A 17,746-nucleotide genomic window follows, 5' to 3' on the forward strand; every position below is an offset into this window, starting at 1 on the left:
GATGTATCCCGTTGATTTACATATGCACACCGTTGCCAGCACGCACGCTTATAGCACGCTGCATGATTATGTGGCGCAGGCGAAACAGAACGGCCTGAAGCTGTTCGCGATTACCGATCACGGCCCGGATATGGCCGATGCGCCGCACTATTGGCACTTCGTCAACATGCGCATTTGGCCGCGCGTGATTGATGGCGTTGGCGTGCTGCGCGGTATCGAAGCCAACATCAAAAATCAGCAGGGCGAGATCGATTGCAGCGGCCCGATGCTGGATGCGCTGGATCTGATCGTCGCGGGCTTCCACGAACCGGTTTATGCGCCGCGTGACAAAGCACATCACACTGAAGCGATGATTGCGGCGATGGCGGGCGGTTTGGTGCATATCATTTCGCATCCGGGCAACCCGAAGTTCCCGGTAGATATTCGCGCAATTGCCGAAGCCGCCGCGCATTACGATGTGGCGCTGGAGATCAACAACTCCTCCTTTACCCATTCGCGTCCGGGCAGCGAACCGAACTGTCGCGCCATTGCCGAAGCGGTGCGTGATGCCGGTGGACGTCTGGCGTTTGGTTCCGATTCGCATACCGCGTTTACGCTGGGCAATTTCGAACACTGCCTGCGCATCACCAGCGAAGTGGATTTTCCCGAAGATCGCGTGTTAAATGTCACGCCGCGTCGCCTGCTCGACTTCCTCGCGTTGCGTACCGGCAAAACGATTCCCGAATTTGCTGATTTTTAACTTTTTTACCTCAAGGAATTCTGTTGCATGAATGAGTTTTCCATACTCTGCCGCGTCATCGGCTCGCTGTTTAATCGCCAGCCGCAGGATCCGCTGCTGGTGCCGCTGTTCACTCTGCTGCGTGAAGGTAAACTGCAACAGCAGTGGCCGCTGGAGCAGGACGAACTGTTGACTCGCCTGCAGCAGAATAGCGATCCGCAGGCGCTAGCCGCTGACTACAATGCGCTGTTTGTCGGCAGCGAGTGCAGCGTGCCGCCGTACGCATCACAGTGGCCAAACGGTGTTGCTGAAGCAGACGTGCGTGCGTTTCTCAGCGCGCGCGGCATGCCGCTGAGCGAAGCGCACGCCGATCACTTTGGCGTGCTGCTGCTGGCGGCATCCTGGCTGGAAGATCAGTCGGCAGAGGATGAATCTGCCGCGCAGCTGGCGCTGTTTGATGAGTATCTGCTGCCGTGGTGCGGCGCGTTCCTCGGCAAAGTGGAAGCGCATGCCACCACGGCATTTTACCGCACGCTGGCGGTGCTGAGCCGTGAGGCGATGCAGGCGATGTACGACGAACTGAACGAAGAGCAGGGCGACGAGGCGTAATCGTTACCAGCTTGCTGCGCTGCTGCCGAGCTTCACGCCTGGCGTTGCGCAGATCATTGGCGTGCCGGGCAAATACGCTGCGGCACGCAATCTCTCTGCAATTCCCCACTGATTGATCTCTATCGCGCTCAGCGCGTCATCGTGCTGCGCGTGGATACCGTTTTGCGCATTCTGCGGCGCGGCACCGAACTGCTGCAACAGCCGCGCGGTGCGTGCCAGCGATAAGCGCGCCTGCCAGCCAACGCCGTTGGTCAAGCGCTGACGCAAACCTTCCAGCACCGCGGCGGCCATCAGATAACCGGTGGCGTGATCGAGCGCCTGCACCGGCAGCGGCGTTGGTTGATTATTGCCGCTCCAGCGCATGCCTTGTTCGGCGATGCCGCAGCCCATCTGTACCAGACTGTCGAAGCCGCGCCGGTTGCGCCACGGCCCGCTCCAGCCCCACGCATTGAGGCTGACATCCACCAGGCCCGGCGCGAGTTGGCGGCGCGTATCGGCATCCAGCCCGAGTTTTTCCAGCGCATCAGCGCGATAACCGTGTACCAGCACATCGCTGTGCTGCAACAGCTGGCGCAGCTGCTCGCGCCCGGCGCGGGATTTGATATCAAGCCGCGCACAGCGTTTACCGCAGGTGATCTCCTCTTCCAGCGTGGGTTCGTTCCAGTCGGGCGGATCGATGCGCAGCACCTGCGCGCCGAGGCTGGCGAGAAAACGCGTCGCCACCGGTCCGGCAATGATGCGCGTGAGATCCAGTACGCGCACGCCGAGCAGCGGCCGCGCGGGTGACAGTAACCAGGCGGGCGGCGGAGCGGCGTCGGTGGCCTGTTGTGCAATCAGCGCTTCCTGCTGCACGGCGCTGCCTTGCGGATGCTGCAGCCATTGCGCTTCGCTGCGCATCTGCGCGGCGCAGCCGCCGGCATCAATCACCGCCTGTTCCAGCGTGGCGGCGGGCCAGCGGGCCACCGCATCGGCCAGCGCGGCACGATCGGCATGCTGGCCGAGCACGCGCTCCATCGCCGCACGATGATGTGCCGCGTTGGTGTGCAGGCGGATCCAGCCGTCGGCGCTGGCGTAATCACCGGCGAATTCATCCCACAGCGCAGCAGGCGGTCGATTGAGCGGGATCAGGCTGTGCTGAAACCAACGCGAGGCGAGACGGACATTAACGCTGACCGGCGCGGATTGGCCGAGCAGATCGCTTAGCGCCTGGCTGGCGAGGCCGATGCTGGTGGCCGCCAATTCGCTGACGGCAAAGGCAGAGGAAAAAGTGTCGGGCTGGAGAAAAGTCGGCGAGGGAAGCGGGTCTGCGCCTCGCAATCCCTGCCACATTTGCTGCCACAGTGCGGCAGCACGTTGAGAATCCATGTTGAGTCTCCGGAAAACGCGCGAGACTCAAGCATAGCAGAGCGGATTAACGGCGGCGTAAGCGCGGAAAACGCGCATGCATCCGCAGGTTACGCAGGTTGATCACCGCAATCGCGGTGCCCAGCACCACCAGTGACGCACCGAGGATCTTAAAGCTGTTCATGCTGTCACCCAAGACGAAAACGCCCATCAACACCGCCAGCACCGGCGTCAGCAGCGAATAGGGCATGATCAGGTTGACGTTGTATTTCTTCAGCAGCGCGTACCACAGCGTATAGGCGACAATCGACGAGGCGAGCGCGCTATACAGAATGCCAAACCAGCCGCGCCAGCCGGCGTGGCTCAGCGCGTAAAACTGATGGGATTCGGTCAGCCACGAAGCGGCACCGACAATCGGCACCGCAAGGAAGGAGATCCAGCCGGTGAGCGTCAGCGGTTGTATCGGCGGCGATTTTTTCACAATCATATTGCTGATCGCCCAGCCAAACGCGCTGCACAACAGAATACACAGCACCCACCAGGCCGGAATGGTCGGACTGCCCGACAGCACCGCCACGCCGCTCAGCGAAATGGCGATACCAAACAGCTGCACCAGCCGCAATTTCTCTTTGAGAATCACCATCGCCAGCAGCATGGCAATCGGCGTACCGAGCTGAACCACGATGGCGCCGGTGCCGGCATCGGTGTAGCGCATGCCGACAAACAGCAGCGAGAAGTGCATAAAACCGAAGGTGAATGCCAGCGTCAGCAGCCACGGCAGTTGCGCGCGCGTAATGCGGCAGAATGGCACCAGCACAATCGCTACCACCACAAAGCGCATCCAGGTGAGAAACAGCGGCGGAAGTTCCAGTAATCCCCACTTCACCGCCACGTTGTTGAAAGCCCAGATGGAAACCACCATCAGAACCATTAAAAAATGCCGCACTGCCACGAGGTCTTCCTTCACGCTGTACAAAGATGATCACCGGCTAATGATGGCATGAAGGTGCGGACTTCGGGCATTTCGGGCAACATTTTTTTCGCTTAAGCATTAGCTTATGCAGGAAAAAATAAGACATGTCGCTGATTTACTGTCAAAGTGGATGTCCGAAAGGCGACCATAACGAGGACCGTATTCGGCATGACACACACCCGCGCTTTACCTCTTGCTCTGATTCAACTCGAAGTCCCGCCGCCGCAGGTTGTGGCGCAAATTGGTGAACAACCCCGCTGGTTTATCGACGCGCTGCAATTGCAGCCCGATGACTATGTGATTGTGCGTCCGCATCTGGGCGATGATTTACCGGCCTTTGACCGCGTCAGTGGCGCGATCCTCAGCGGTTCCTGGGCGATGGTCACCGATCACGCTGACTGGAGCGAACGCACCGCCGCCTGGATTCGTGGCGCGCTGGAGGCGGAGCTGCCGCTGCTGGGCGTCTGTTACGGGCATCAACTGATGGCGTATGCGCTGGGTGGCAAAGTGGGTGATAACCCGCACGGCTGGGAGCGTGGACTGAAACCGCTGACGCGCAATGCGCAGGCGCACAATGATCCCTGGCTGGCCGATCTACCGGGCGAGTTTCAGGCGTGGTTGTCACATCGGCAATCGGTGTTAACGCCGCCGCAGCATGCGCAGGTGCTGGCGAGCTCGGCGCAGGATGGTTGTCAGATTTTGCGTTATTCGCCGCAGGCGCTGTCGGTGCAGTTCCATCCGGAATTTACCCGCGAGATTATGACCGCCTGTTTACCGGCGGGCGTCAGTGACGATGGCACGGTTCTTTCAGGCGAAGATTGGTCGCGCGAACTGTTGCGCAGCTTCTGGCTACAATCGCGGCCGCAGCCGCGCGTGCAGGCTCAGGGCGCGTAGTTGCGCGTGCAGCGATAAACCCATGCAGGTGGCATATTTTTCAGCACCCGCTGGCGTTCCCAGGTGAAGTAGCGTGACAAATTTGGCTGGGTGAACGAGGTGTATTGAAACTGCACGAATACGCCGCGTGGACCCAGCGCATCATGCACCGCACTGAGGATGTTATCGCGCGTGGCGGGCGGTAATGACAGCAGCGGCAGGCCAGAAAAAATCACATCATATTCCCCGGCGAGATATTCCGCCGAACAGGCGCGTACCTGCATGCGCGCATCAGGCAATCCACGCAGGCTTTTCACCAGTTCCGGGCAGATTTCGAACACATCAAGCTGTGCTTGCGGTGACATGCGCGCCAGCACGTGGCGTGTGAGCACGCCATCACCGGCGCCCAGTTCGGCGATACGCAGGCTGTTATCCCAGTTCACCGCATCGCACATGGTGCGGCAGAGCGCGGCGGAAGAGGGCGTGATGCTGCCCATTTTGCGCGGGTTGCGGATAAATTGCTGAACAAAGTTCGCTTTGGCGCGCATTAACGTCAGGGCTGAAGCCAACATCTGTTTCTCCTGGTTAGTATCCTGCTTCATATTGACCACATATTTCGCCCATGTTCCGCTTTTTGCGGCATAAGCGGGAAAACTCGGAATTATCTGTAGCGGCCTGCGCACGCCACATTTCCTTCGGTGCGGTCACAGTTTCCCCTTTTACGATCTGACAGGCTGGCGTGGATCGCCCAATGTTAATAACAGGTTTCATAGTTGTTAATCGCCACTCTGTCCCGCAAGGAGAAACACCATGCGTTACGCTGCTCCGGGAGAACAAGGTTCTCTCATTACTCTGCAATCGCGTTATGGCAACTTTATCAACGGCGAATTTGTTGCGCCGGTGAACGGTAACTACTTCGTCAACACTTCACCGATCAATGCTTCTACCATTGGCGAATTTCCCCGTTCAGACCGCGCCGATATCGATAACGCCGTGGCTGCCGCCCATGCCGCTGCCGATGCGTGGGGCAAAACCTCGCCGCAGGCACGCTCGCTGGTGCTGCTGAAAATTGCCGATCGGCTGGAAGAGAATCTGGAATATATCGCGGTCAACGAAACCTGGGATAACGGTAAGCCGGTGCGTGAAACGCTGGCGGCGGATCTGCCGCTGGCGGTCGATCACTTCCGCTATTTCGCTGGCTGCGTGCGTGCGCAGGAAGGCACCGCCGCTGAAATCGATGAGTTCACCGCCGCCTATCACTTCCACGAACCGCTGGGCGTGGTCGGGCAAATCATTCCGTGGAACTTCCCGCTGCTGATGGCGGCATGGAAACTGGCGCCGGCGCTCGGCGCAGGTAACTGCGTGGTGTTGAAACCGGCCGAGCAAACGCCGCTGTCGATTACGCTGTTTATGGACGTGATCAAAGATCTGCTGCCGCCGGGTGTGATCAACGTGGTACATGGTTACGGCAAAGAGGCAGGCGAAGCGCTGGCATCCCATCCGGGCATCGCCAAAATCGCCTTCACCGGATCCACTGCCACTGGCGGCCATATTCTGGAGCTGGCGGCGAAAAGCCTGATCCCGTTCACCGTTGAACTGGGCGGCAAGTCACCGAACATCTTCTTTGAAGACATCATGGATGCCGAAGAGAGTTTCATTGAGAAAGCGGCAGAAGGCGTGGTGCTGGGCTTCCTTAATCAGGGTGAAGTTTGTACCTGTCCGTCGCGCGCGCTAGTGCAGGAATCGATCTTTGAGCCGTTTATGGCGGCGGTGATGAAGCGCATCAAAACCATTAAACGAGGCGATCCGCTGGATACCGAAACCATGATTGGCGCGCAGGCGTCGCAGCAGCAGTTCGACAAAATCCTCTCTTATCTGGAAATTGCGCAGCAAGAGGGCGCGCAGGTGCTGCACGGCGGCGGCGTAGAGAAAGTGGGCGAAGAGTTTGCCAGCGGCTACTACATTCAGCCGACGCTGTTGAAAGGCGATAACAGCATGCGCGTGTTCCAGGAGGAGATATTCGGCCCGGTGGTTGGTGTGCTGACCTTCAAAGATGAAGCGGAAGCGCTGGCAATCGCCAATGATTCGATTTACGGACTTGGCGCGGGCGTCTGGACGCGCGACATCAATCGCGCCTATCGCATGGGCCGCGCCATCAAAGCCGGTCGCGTGTGGACTAACTGTTATCACCTCTATCCGGCGCACGCAGCGTTTGGCGGCTATAAGAAATCGGGTATTGGTCGCGAAACCCACAAAATGATGCTCGATCATTATCAGCAAACGAAAAACCTGCTGGTGAGTTACAGCACGCAACCGCTGGGTTTCTTCTGATTGAATACGGCGGCGGGGCAATCTCGCTGCCTTTTCATCTCTTCGTCATCTTGCCGCTGCAGGATATTCACTTCGCCAGAATTTTCTGATCAAGGTGGCATCTTTAAGCCAGGTCTTGTGTGTTTAAAGGAGGCGATTGGGCAGAATAGCCCACCTATTTTCAAGGAGATTTCATGAACACGTTGTATAACTACCTGGAACAGCATGATGAGATGCTGGACGGTGTGGAGCAAAATATTATTACCGTTAACCTGCCTGGGCGTCAGGCGGTGTATGTGATTGGCCAGAACGATGCCGACCTGCTGCTGGAAGTGAAAGCGCGCGAAATCGCCACGGCACAGCGCATGGAAACATTGCGTCAACTGGAGAGCCAATTCCGTTTTTAACCTTTCTGTTTTGCCTCATTCGATGATCAATTCGTCAGAAATATCGCAATAAAAAAGCCGCTATCACAAGATAACGGCTTTTTTGTGGTGCGATGCGCAGATTACTTCACGCAGGCGGCACAGTTATTGTGAATCTGCTGGAAGAAGTCGTTTCCTTTGTCATCCACCAAAATGAATGCCGGGAAGTTTTCCACTTCAATCTTCCAGATCGCTTCCATGCCGAGTTCGGCATACTCCACGCATTCCAGACTCTTAATGCTCTGCTGTGCCAGCACCGCAGCCGGGCCGCCGATGCTGCCCAGGTAGAAGCCGCCGTGTTTTTGACACGCATCGGTAACCTGTTTGCTACGGTTGCCCTTCGCCAGCATCACCATGCTGCCGCCATTGGCCTGCAGCAGATCAACATAGGAATCCATACGACCTGCAGTGGTTGGGCCGAGTGAACCGGAGGCATAACCTTCTGGCGTCTTCGCTGGACCCGCGTAATAGACCGGATGGTCCTTGATATACTGCGGCAGGCCTTCGCCGTTATCGATGCGCTCTTTCAGCTTGGCGTGCGCAATGTCGCGCGCCACGATAATGGTGCCGTTAAGCGACAAGCGGGTTGAGACCGGATAAGCCGACAGCAGCGCCAGAATTTCGCTCATCGGCTGGTTGAGATCGACATGCACCACTTCGCCTTCACCCTGCTGACGCAGCGCTTCCGGAATATAGCGGCCTGGATTGTCTTCCAACTTCTCAATCCAGATGCCTTCACGGTTGATCTTGGCCTTGATATTTCGGTCTGCGGAACATGACACGCCCATACCCACCGGGCAGGATGCGCCGTGACGCGGCAGACGCACCACGCGGATATCATGCGCAAAATATTTACCGCCGAACTGCGCGCCGAGGCCCAGCTCCTGCGAGGCTTTCAGCAGTTCTTCTTCCAGCTGAATGTCGCGGAACGCCTGACCATGCTCGTTGCCTTCAGTCGGCAGCGAATCGTAATAGTGGGTTGAGGCCAGTTTGACGGTTTTCAGCGTAGCTTCGGCTGAAGTCCCGCCAATCACAAACGCGATATGGTACGGCGGACAGGCCGCGGTACCCAGCGACATCATTTTATCGATCAGGTAGTTCTTCAATTTGGCGGGCGTAATCAGCGCTTTGGTTTCCTGATACAGATAGGTTTTGTTGGCGGAACCGCCACCTTTAGCGATGCACAGGAATTTGTATTCGTCGCCATCAACGCTGTAGAGGTCGATCTGCGCCGGCAGGTTGGTGCCGGTATTCACCTCTTTATACATATCCAGCGCGGCATTCTGTGAATAGCGCAGGTTATCTTCAATAAAGGTGTTGTAGACGCCTTGCGACAGTGCGGCTTCATCGCCGCCACCGGTCCAGACACGCTGGCCTTTTTTGCCCATGATGATGGCGGTGCCAGTATCCTGACAGGTTGGCAGCACGCCTTTGGCGGCAATTTCGGAGTTGCGCAGGAACTGCAGGGCGACGTATTTGTCGTTCTTGCTGGCTTCATCGTCGGCAAGAATGGACGCGACCTGCGCCTGATGCGAGGCGCGCAGCATGAAGGAAGCATCGTGGAATGCCTGCTTCGCCAGCAGCGTCAGCGCTTTGGGATCGACTTTCAGGACTTCTTCGCCATCGAAGTTGGCCACCGAGACGTAATCGCGGCTCAGCAGATAGTATTCGGTATCATCTTTGGCGAGAGGAAAGGGATCCTGATAATAGAAGGGTTTGTTCGACATGTTGGCTCACTTAGCTTCGTGTGGCCCGCCAGCATGACGGGCGACAAATTAGGCAGTTTGTTATTCGATTTTCTCTCGCCAGCCCTCCGCAGGGGCTGACTGGCGAGTATCATAACATTTTCACGGTAATGCGCGGCTCCGTTTTTAACATCGAAGCAACATCATCAGAACATCATCACCATCCATGGATAGGCGACAACCATCAGAAGAACCAGGAACAGCGCGCCGAAGATGGTGCCCAGGCGCCAGTAATCTTTGGTTGGCAGATAGCCGCTACCGTAATAAATCGGGCTTGGGCCGGTGCCGTACGGGGTGATAATGCCCATCACACCCAGAGAAACACACATCATCAGGCAGAACACCGGCATGTTGATGCCCGGAATGGATGCGGCGATGGTCAGCATCGCGGGCAGCAGCGCGGTGGTGTGCGCGGTGGTACTGGCGAACAGGTAATGCAGCAGGTAGAAGGCGACCAGAAGGACGACGGCAGAAACCTGCGGGTCATAGCCTTGCAACAGCATTGCGCCTTCTTTACCCAGCCACGCGATGAAGCCAACGCGCGCTAAACCATCCGCCAGCGCGACCAGCGTGGCGAACCAGGCGAAGGTGTTCCAGGCGGCTTTATTGCTGGTGATGTCATTCCAGTTGAGTACGCCGGTCCACAGCATCAGCACGATGACTAACAGTGCGGCCATTGCGGGCTCAATCCAGGCGGTGGCGAAGATCCACATCATCAGCGCCGCAACCACGAAGCCCAGCAGCAGGATTTCGTTACGTTTCAGTTTACCGAGTTTGGCCAGCTCAGCGGTGGCCCAGCGCGGTACTTCATCGTTCACTTTCACTTCTGGCGGATAGAGCCAGTAAGCCAGCAGCGGCATGGTGAGAATCAGCAGCACGCCCAGCGGCAGGAAGGCAAGGAACCACATGCCCCATGAGATATCAAAGCCCACCACGCTTTTTACCAGCGCCAGCGCCAGCAGGTTTGGTGCCAGCGCAGAAAGGAACATCGAACTGGTGATACAGGCGGCGGTGATGGCAACCCACATCAGGTATGAACCAATCTTACGTGCGCTAGGATCGTTCGGTTTTGAACCATAGAGCGGCGGCAGGTTAGCAATAATGGGATAGATGGTACCGCCGCTGCGCGCGGTGTTGGATGGCGTAAACGGCGCCAGCAACAGGTCAGCGAAGGTAATGGCGTAACCCAGCGTCAGGCTACGACGGCCCAGATATTTCACCAGAATCAGCGCCAGGCGGCGACCGAACTGGGTTTTATCGTAGCCTGCGGCGAACATGAAGGCACCGAAGATCAGCCAGACCGTGGAGTTGCCGAAGCCACTCACCGCCCATTTGAACGACTGCGCCGCGGTTTTGAACTTGGGATCCGCCAGTTCTGCCGGGCTAAACAGCACCCACTGACTGAACAGCGCAATCACCACCACGCCGGTTAACCCGATAACGGCACCCGGCAGCGGCTCGAAAATCAGTCCCACAATAACCCCGACAAAAATGGCGAAGAAGTGCCAGGCGTAAGGTTCCAATCCCGCAGGAGTCGGCACCAGCAGCAACAGCACAGCCACAATAATTGGCAGGCACAACATTATCAGGCGGTTCTTTTTTTTCCCTGGTGCCGCGGGAGGCGCGGTGAGGGATTCACTCTGGGTTGTTTGTGTGTTCATAGTTTTGTCTGCAAGTTATGGAGAATGCGGATATACGCCCCGAACCAAGCTGGTTTTTTTAGTTACAAAACCCTTTTAACAGATTAGTCGTGACATTTAAAACTGAGTCTTAATAAATCGCCATTTACAAAATTCGATGCGCGAATTATCTAATGTATGCGCTTATGATGCGATTAATTAAAATATCTATTTTGATCTAGATCAATAAAATTTATTGGTGATTTTTTTGCTTTAAACCTGTGCGCCTTAATTAACGAACCATTAGGTGAAAATTAACTGTGTGAGATGAATAAAACGGCACAAATCAAGCAAAAAACAGAGAAAGGAGACGATTTATCTTTATGATAAGACTAGATTTGTTTTAAATGTAAGGAAAAAGTTGATTTTTGTCAAGTCTTGGTTAAAACTTAGCGGAGCGCAGCTTTTAGCAATAAGCCTCAATTATTATTTTCATGCGTAAAACTTATATAACTAACGAATAAGGTTATGTAAGTAAATAAAATGCTATATTTACGCCATGAAATCGGACCACTCAAATAATTATAAAATTCTCCGAACCGCCAAAGAATTGAATACCAAGTTTCTTAATTCTGGAGTTGCTCATCATGAATACGCTCACCCCGATTCTTAATCCGCTTACGTTACCGAAAGGTGCGGTGCTTAAAAACCGACTGGTTATGGCACCGATGACCACCTGTACCGGTTATTACGATGGCGGTGTTACCAGTGACCTTGTCGAATATTATCGCGTGCGCGCCGGCAGCATCGGTACCGTGATTGTCGAGTGCTGCTTTATTGATAACCGCGGCCCTGCGTTTCCAGGCGCGCTCGGTATCGACAGCGACAACAAAATCCCAGGTCTGGCGAAAATCGCCCACGCCATCAAGTCGCAAGGCTCCAAAGCGATTCTGCAGATTTATCACGGCGGCCGCATGGTTGAACCGGCGCTGATCGGCGGTAAAACCCCGGTCGCGCCGAGCGCCATCGCCGCACCGCGTGACGGTGCCACTCAACCTCAGGCGCTGACTGCAGAAGAAGTAGATGTGATGATCACCAAGTTTGGTGATGCGGTGAACCGCGCGATCAAAGCTGGCTTCGACGGCGTGGAGATTCACGGCGCCAACACCTATCTTATCCAGCAGTTCTACTCGCCAAACTCCAACCAGCGCGACGACAAATGGGGCGGCAGTCGCGATAATCGCGCGCGTTTCCCACTGGAAGTGCTGGAAATCACCCACAAAATGGCTGACCGCTTCGCTGCGGCAGACTTCATCATCGGCTATCGCTTCTCACCGGAAGAACTGGAAGTGCCGGGCATCCGCTGGGATGACACGCTCTATCTGCTGGAGAAACTGGCAGAACGCGGTCTCGATTACGTGCACTTCTCGGTTGGTCAACTGCTGCGTCCATCAATTGTTGATACTCAGGACCCAACGCCACTGATCACCAAATATCTGGCACAGCGCTCGCCTAACCTGGCGAAAGTGCCGGTCATCGGCGTCGGCGGCGTCGTCAATAAAGAAGATGCCGAGAATGCGCTGGAGCACGGTTTCGACTTGGTGGCGGTGGGCAAAGCCTGTATCGCCTATCCAGACTGGACCGATCGCGTCATCAAGAATCAGCACATGGAGCTGTATATCGACAGCACCAAGCGCGAAGAGTTGACTATCCCGGAACCGCTGTGGCGCTTCTCGCTGGTGGATGCGATGATCCGCGACGTCAGCGATACCGGCCGTAAATACAAAGCGGGCGTTTATCAGGCGAAAGTCGAAGCCGAAGCGCTGAAGCTGAAAATCAACGTTACCCTCGACACCGACCGTATTACCGACATCTCGCTGGTGCCGGATCCGAGCCTCGACGTCGACTTCACCAGCACCTTCGAAAGTCTGCGTGAACGCATTCTGGTGGCGAACAGCCCGCACGTTGACGCCATCACTGGCGCCACCACGCAGAGTGAAGCGCTGAAAAAAGCGGTATCGCGTGCCATGACCACCTCAAGCAAAGAGTATGTGATTGAAGAGGGCGGTAACCCGAACGCACCGGTGAATTACGATGTGGTGGTAGTGGGCACCGGCGGTGCCGGTCTGGCGGCGGCGATTCAGGCGCATGACGATGGCGCACGCGTGGTGATCATCGAGAAGATGCCCACCATCGGCGGTAACACCATCAAAGCCTCGGTCGGTATGAACGCGGCGGAAACCCGTTATCAGAAGTTGAAAGGCATCGAAGACAGCAAAGAGCTGTTCTATGAAGAGACGCTGAAAGGCGGCAAATTCAAAAACAATCCGGTGCTGCTGCGCGAATTTGTTGAGCAGGCGCCCGAAGCGATTGAGTGGCTGGCCGCCAAAGACATTGAGCTGTGCGACATCACCATCACTGGCGGCATGAGCATCGATCGTACGCACCGTCCGGAAGATCGTTCGGCAGTCGGCGGCTTCCTGATCAGCGGGCTGGTGAAAAACGTTAATCTGCGCAATATCGAAGTGTTGCTGGAAACCTCAGTGGCCGAAATTTTAGTGGAAAACGGTGCGGTCACCGGCGTGAAAGTGGTGGATGAGTATAACGACAGCCGCATTATTAACGCTAAAAGCGTGATTGTGGCGACCGGCGGCTTCAGTGCCAACCGCGAAATGGTGGTGAAATATCGCCCTGAGCTGGACGGTTTCGTCACCACCAACCATAAAGGCGCCACCGGCAGCGGCATCGCCATGCTGCAACACATCGGTGCGGATACCGTGGATATGGGTGAAATCCAGATTCACCCAACGGTTGAGCAAACCACATCGTACCTGATTTCCGAAGCAATGCGCGGCGGCGGGGCGATTCTGGTGAGCCAGGCAGGCAAGCGTTTCTACAATGAAATGGAAACCCGTGACAAAGTGTCCGCTGAGATCATCGCGTTGCCTGAGAAGAGTGCGTGGATTGTGTTTGACGAGCAGGTACGCGCCAACAACAAAGCGGCTGACGAATACATCGCTAAAGGCTTTGTCATCAGCGCGCCAACGCCACACGAGCTGGCGGTGAAACTCAACATGGATCAGGAAGCGCTGCAAACCACGCTCGGTCGTTACAACGAGTTCGTGGCGAAGCAGGATGACGAGGACTTCGGTCGTAAAACCGCGCTGCGTCACCCACTGAATAAAGGTCCGTACTTTGCGATTCGTATCGCACCGGGCGTGCATCACACCATGGGCGGCGTGACCATCAACACCGATACCGCGGTGCTGGATGCGCAGAAAGAGGTGATTCCAGGCGCATGGGCGGCCGGTGAAGTGGTCGGCGGCATCCACGGCGCCAACCGCATCGGCGGCAATGCGGTGGCCGATATCATCATCTTCGGTATCAAAGCCGGTCACAACGCGGCTAAACTGGCGTTAGGACACTAAGCTGTAAAGATGCCCGCCTTGTGCGGGCATCGTTTTCTTTAGAGGCATGCAATGACCGCTGGCGTCTTTTCTTACTCTGCCGTTCTGATGGGTTCGCCCATTCTGCTCAAATTGTTTGATGACAATCCCACGCTTGCCCGCCACGTATTTCAACTGATTAAACAGCAGGAAAACCTGTTCACCGTTAACCGCGCTGAATCCGAAGTGATGTCGGTCAACCACGCCGCAGGCCACCATCCGGTGATCGTCAGCGAAGCGGTGTTTGCGTTAATTAGCGTGGCACACGCCGTGAGTTTACTGCCGGACAGCGCCTTCAATTTCACCATTGGGCCGATTGTGAAGCGCTGGAAAATTGGTTTTCAGGGACGTGCGGTGCCGCCTGCGCCAGAAATCGCATTCCTGCTAAAGCTGACCGATCCGCATCAGGTCGTGCTCAATCCCGCCGATCGCTCAGTGTTTTTGCAACAGCCAGGCATGGAGATCGATCTCGGCGCCATCGCCAAAGGCTACATCGCCGATCGCGTGCAGGCGTTTTTACGCCAGCAGGGCGTGCAGCAGGCGCTGATCAATCTGGGCGGCAATGTGCAAACGCTGGGTTCGCCGCCGCACGAGCCGCAGGGTTGGGGCATTGGCCTGAAAAAGCCGTTTGGTCGAGATGATGAGCTGTTAGGCGTGCTGCAGGTGCAGGGCAAATCGGTGGTGACGTCGGGGATTTATGAGCGCTACTTCGAACTGGACGGCCGCTGCTGGCATCATATTTTTGATCCGCAAACCGGCTATCCGCTTGATAACGAACTGCTGAGCGTGACGGTGATTTCCGATCGCTCGATTGATGGCGATATCTACACCACGCTGCTCTTTGGCATGGGCGTGGAGCAAGGGCTGGCTTATCTCGCTGACCAGCCCGACATTGACGCGGTGTTTGTCACGCGCGATCGGCAGATCATCTGCTCCTCACCGCAGCACTTTCTCTTCCAGCAGCTCGATGTCGACTGGCAGCTACGTTACTGACAATATTGCTGCAACAGCGAATGGTATTCCGGCTGCAAGCGATAGCGGTACACCGGACGGCCGGTCGCGCCATAGTGAATGCTGGTGAACAGAATATTAATCTGCGCCAGCCAAATCAGGTATTTACGACACGACACGCGCGAGATGTTCACTTCAGCTGCCAGTTCGTCAGTCGAAAATTCATGCCCCGGATGCGCATCAATCCACTGACACAGCGTGCGCAGCGTTTGCGGCGTTAAGCCTTTTGGCAGGCGCTTATTGTCGTGCTGCGTCGCCGGGCTGCCGTGAATCAGCAGATCCACATCCGCTTGCTGATAATAATGCTGATTGTCCATCAGCGATTTCTTCTGCCGCCAGCCGGTCAGCGCCTCTTCAAAACGTGGGAACTGGAACGGTTTGATCAGGTAATCCACCACGCCGTAGTGCAGCGAGGTTTTGATATTCTCCGCATCGGCCGCCGACGAAATGATGATCACTTCCACCGCGCTCTGCGCCGTGCGCAGTTCCGGCAACAGATCGAGGCCATTCTCCTGCTGCATATAGATATCCAGCAGCACCAGATCGACCGCAGTATCGCTATTGAACAGGATCTCTTTCGCCTGCTTCAAGGTTGAGGCGGTGCCACAACAGTGAAAGCCCTGAATTTGGCCGATATACGCGCGATTAAGCTCGGCGACCATGGCGTCATCATCGACCACTAACACATTGATCATGCGGATTGGTTTCCTCCATCCCAGGGAAGTTGGACTAAAAATTGGGTAAACACGCCGGGTTCTGACTCCACACTCACGCTGCCACCGATATTTTCGGTTTGCTGCTGCAGCAGAAACAGCCCGACACCGCGGTTTTCACCTTTGGTGGAGAAGCCTTTTTCGAAAATGGTGCTGAGATGATCGGCTTCAATGCCCGGACCATCATCACTCACTTCACAGGTCAGCCAACCGTTTTGGTAGTGCAGCATCACGTGAATCTCGCCTTCTACCTGCTCGCTCATCGCATCCAGCGCATTCTCAATCAGATTGCCGATCACCGTAATCAGCGCCGCCATCTGCTGCTCATTGCCGCTGTCGGGCAGGAAGCTGGCATCGCTGATGGTCAGGCGATGGCCGCAATCCGACGCGCGGTTGATTTTGCTCAGCAAGAAACCAGCAATCACCGGCGACTTAATCTTATCGAGCAGGAAACCAATCTCCGTCTGGTAATTATTGGCGGTTTTGAGAATGTAGCTTTCCACCTGCGTGTAGTTTTTCATGTGCAGCAGGCCGAGGATCACATGCAGCTTGTTCATAAATTCGTGCGAGCGCTCACGCAGCGCATCGACGTAGTTTACCATGCCCGTCAGACGCTGCATCAGTTGACTGATTTCAGTCTTGTCCCTGAAGGTGCAGACCGCGCCGATAATCCGTCCCTGCGTGCGCACCGGCACGGTATTGCTTAGCAACACGCGGCCATTCACATTCAACTCTTCATCACGCCGCGCCCGCCCACTGTTTAGCACATCCCGCAAATGATCGTTAATCACTGAGGCATCGTAGATACGGTCGCCGCTGATGGTGCCCATCGAATCGTTCAGCAGCGATCGCGCCGCCTGATTCACCAGCGTCACCTGCGCCTGATCATCCATCGCCACCACGCCTTCTTTTAGCGAGTTGAGAATCGCCTGACGCTGTTCAAACAGGGTAGAAATTTCGTAGGGTTCGAGGCCAAACAAGATGCGCTTCAACACACGAACCAGTACAAAAGTACCGATGGCGCCGGCCAGCGTGCCAATAAAGATGGTCCACAGGATGCTCCAGCGGCTCTCGTTGATCTGCACCGAAACGGCATCCAGTGAGATACCAATCGCCACCACGCCAATCTGCTGATGCTGATTGTTGTACACCGGCGTAAACACGCGCAGCGCTTTCGCCAGAGAACCTTTATTCACCGAGACGTTTTCATGGCCGCGCAGCGCGGGCTCCAGGTCGTCACCGATGAAGTGTTTGCCAATCAGTTCAGGATTGCGATGCGAATAGCGGATGCCGTCCATGTTGGTGACAGTAATGAACAGCAAATTATTGGTCTCTTCCACCGCTTTGGCGATCGGCTGGATGCGCGTGCCATCCGGCGGGAACGCCAATGCACGCTGGATTTCCGGTGAGTCGGCCAGCGTGCGCGCCACCGCCATGGCTTTATCTTCCAGCTGCGCGCGGGTCGCTGCGCCAATCTGGAAGAAATAGAACATATGCACGCTGAGCAGCACCAGCACAATCACTGCGCTGAGCATCAGGGTGACCAGCGTATTGAGCTTCATCGGCTGCTTGCGCGCCGGAGACGTTTGCTTTGGTGGGGTCATAACGAACCTGAGGATAAATGGAGGTGAATATTATGGCTAAGCGACTGAAGAAGTAAATGGATTCTCATAGCATAAAAAATCGTACGTAAAGGTTATTGAGAGTGCTCTTGTAGGTTTGAACGGGTGGTACTGTTATTTTCTGTCAACTAATTCAGGAGATGGATAGTAGTTTACGGATAAATGACAAATTTCAATTTGCAGTGTTAACCCCATTTTTGTAGTCATTAATATATCCAATAATAGCTTTAATGCTTTCTTTGAAGCGTCATAACCGTTCTCGCCTGAACAAGATGATGAATTAAAAGAAAGGGGTTGTCGCTTAATTTGAAAACTATTCATCAAAATTAAACAGTTAA

Annotated in this window: 14 protein-coding genes; 7 read left to right on the top strand and 7 right to left on the bottom strand. The window is 55.7% G+C overall.

From position 1 onward, the window contains the following. Window position 1: 1 nt before the first annotated feature. Together FCN45_RS07960 and FCN45_RS07965 are read left to right on the top strand one after the other, a co-directional pair. Window positions 2–739 carry a phosphatase gene (locus FCN45_RS07960; protein ID WP_137385589.1) on the top strand — a complete coding sequence of 246 codons (738 nt, stop codon included), beginning with the start codon at window positions 2–4 and terminating at the stop codon, window positions 737–739. Window positions 740–766: 27 nt separating this feature from the next. Next, window positions 767–1,327 carry a molecular chaperone gene (locus tag FCN45_RS07965; RefSeq protein WP_137385590.1) on the top strand — a complete coding sequence of 187 codons (561 nt, stop codon included), beginning with the start codon at window positions 767–769 and terminating at the stop codon, window positions 1,325–1,327. Between the two features lie 3 nt (window positions 1,328–1,330). Here the strand turns inward: FCN45_RS07965 and FCN45_RS07970 are convergent, their stop codons facing one another. Both FCN45_RS07970 and FCN45_RS07975 read right to left on the bottom strand, forming a co-directional pair. Continuing rightward, complete coding sequence (locus FCN45_RS07970; protein ID WP_137385591.1) at window positions 1,331–2,692, bottom strand: CoA transferase; 1,362 nt, start codon at window positions 2,690–2,692, stop codon at window positions 1,331–1,333. Window positions 2,693–2,738: 46 nt separating this feature from the next. Continuing rightward, window positions 2,739–3,623 carry a DMT family transporter gene (locus FCN45_RS07975; protein ID WP_101760776.1) on the bottom strand — a complete coding sequence of 295 codons (885 nt, stop codon included), beginning with the start codon at window positions 3,621–3,623 and terminating at the stop codon, window positions 2,739–2,741. Window positions 3,624–3,812: 189 nt separating this feature from the next. Between FCN45_RS07975 and FCN45_RS07980 the strand changes: the two genes are divergently transcribed. Next, complete coding sequence (locus FCN45_RS07980; RefSeq protein ID WP_137385592.1) at window positions 3,813–4,538, top strand: glutamine amidotransferase; 726 nt, start codon at window positions 3,813–3,815, stop codon at window positions 4,536–4,538. Here the strand turns inward: FCN45_RS07980 and FCN45_RS07985 are convergent. Further along, window positions 4,526–5,089, bottom strand: a complete 564-nt coding sequence (locus FCN45_RS07985) for a class I SAM-dependent methyltransferase (RefSeq protein WP_137385593.1) — start codon at window positions 5,087–5,089, stop codon at window positions 4,526–4,528. The genes FCN45_RS07980 and FCN45_RS07985 overlap by 13 nt on opposite strands. A gap of 238 nt (window positions 5,090–5,327) precedes the next feature. Here FCN45_RS07985 and FCN45_RS07990 point away from each other — a divergent pair, with 238 nt between their 5' ends. Together FCN45_RS07990 and FCN45_RS07995 are read left to right on the top strand one after the other, a co-directional pair. Then, window positions 5,328–6,848: an aldehyde dehydrogenase family protein gene (locus FCN45_RS07990; protein WP_137385594.1), complete on the top strand. Its 1,521-nt coding sequence runs from the start codon at window positions 5,328–5,330 to the stop codon at window positions 6,846–6,848. A 173-nt stretch (window positions 6,849–7,021) separates the two neighbouring features. Then, window positions 7,022–7,234, top strand: a complete 213-nt coding sequence (locus FCN45_RS07995) for a hypothetical protein (RefSeq protein WP_110865967.1) — start codon at window positions 7,022–7,024, stop codon at window positions 7,232–7,234. Window positions 7,235–7,335: 101 nt separating this feature from the next. Here the strand turns inward: FCN45_RS07995 and fumA are convergent, their stop codons facing one another. Next, window positions 7,336–8,979 (bottom strand): class I fumarate hydratase FumA, encoded by a 1,644-nt coding sequence (fumA, locus tag FCN45_RS08000; protein WP_137385595.1) that lies wholly within the window; start codon window positions 8,977–8,979, stop codon window positions 7,336–7,338. A 164-nt stretch (window positions 8,980–9,143) separates the two neighbouring features. Further along, window positions 9,144–10,658: an anion permease gene (locus FCN45_RS08005; RefSeq protein ID WP_137385596.1), complete on the bottom strand. Its 1,515-nt coding sequence runs from the start codon at window positions 10,656–10,658 to the stop codon at window positions 9,144–9,146. A 605-nt stretch (window positions 10,659–11,263) separates the two neighbouring features. Between FCN45_RS08005 and FCN45_RS08010 the strand changes: the two genes are divergently transcribed. Then, the gene (locus FCN45_RS08010; protein ID WP_137385597.1) at window positions 11,264–14,044 is read left to right on the top strand and encodes a flavocytochrome c; all 2,781 of its coding nucleotides are present in this window, start codon (window positions 11,264–11,266) and stop codon (window positions 14,042–14,044) included. 51 nt (window positions 14,045–14,095) lie between these two features. Beyond that, window positions 14,096–15,055 carry an FAD:protein FMN transferase gene (locus tag FCN45_RS08015; protein ID WP_137385598.1) on the top strand — a complete coding sequence of 320 codons (960 nt, stop codon included), beginning with the start codon at window positions 14,096–14,098 and terminating at the stop codon, window positions 15,053–15,055. On the opposite strand, the gene dcuR is transcribed toward FCN45_RS08015, so the two are convergent. Both dcuR and FCN45_RS08025 read right to left on the bottom strand, forming a co-directional pair. Then, window positions 15,049–15,768, bottom strand: a complete 720-nt coding sequence (dcuR, locus tag FCN45_RS08020; RefSeq protein WP_008102769.1) for a two-component system response regulator DcuR — start codon at window positions 15,766–15,768, stop codon at window positions 15,049–15,051. The genes FCN45_RS08015 and dcuR overlap by 7 nt on opposite strands. After that, window positions 15,765–17,390, bottom strand: coding sequence for a sensor histidine kinase (locus tag FCN45_RS08025; RefSeq protein WP_137385599.1), 1,626 nt, complete (start codon window positions 17,388–17,390; stop codon window positions 15,765–15,767). The genes dcuR and FCN45_RS08025 overlap by 4 nt, the downstream gene beginning before the upstream one ends. Between the last annotated feature and the right edge of the window lie 356 nt (window positions 17,391–17,746).

Origin of the sequence: Pantoea sp. SO10, assembly GCF_005281435.1 — a bacterium.
Lineage (GTDB): Bacteria > Pseudomonadota > Gammaproteobacteria > Enterobacterales > Enterobacteriaceae > Pantoea > Pantoea leporis.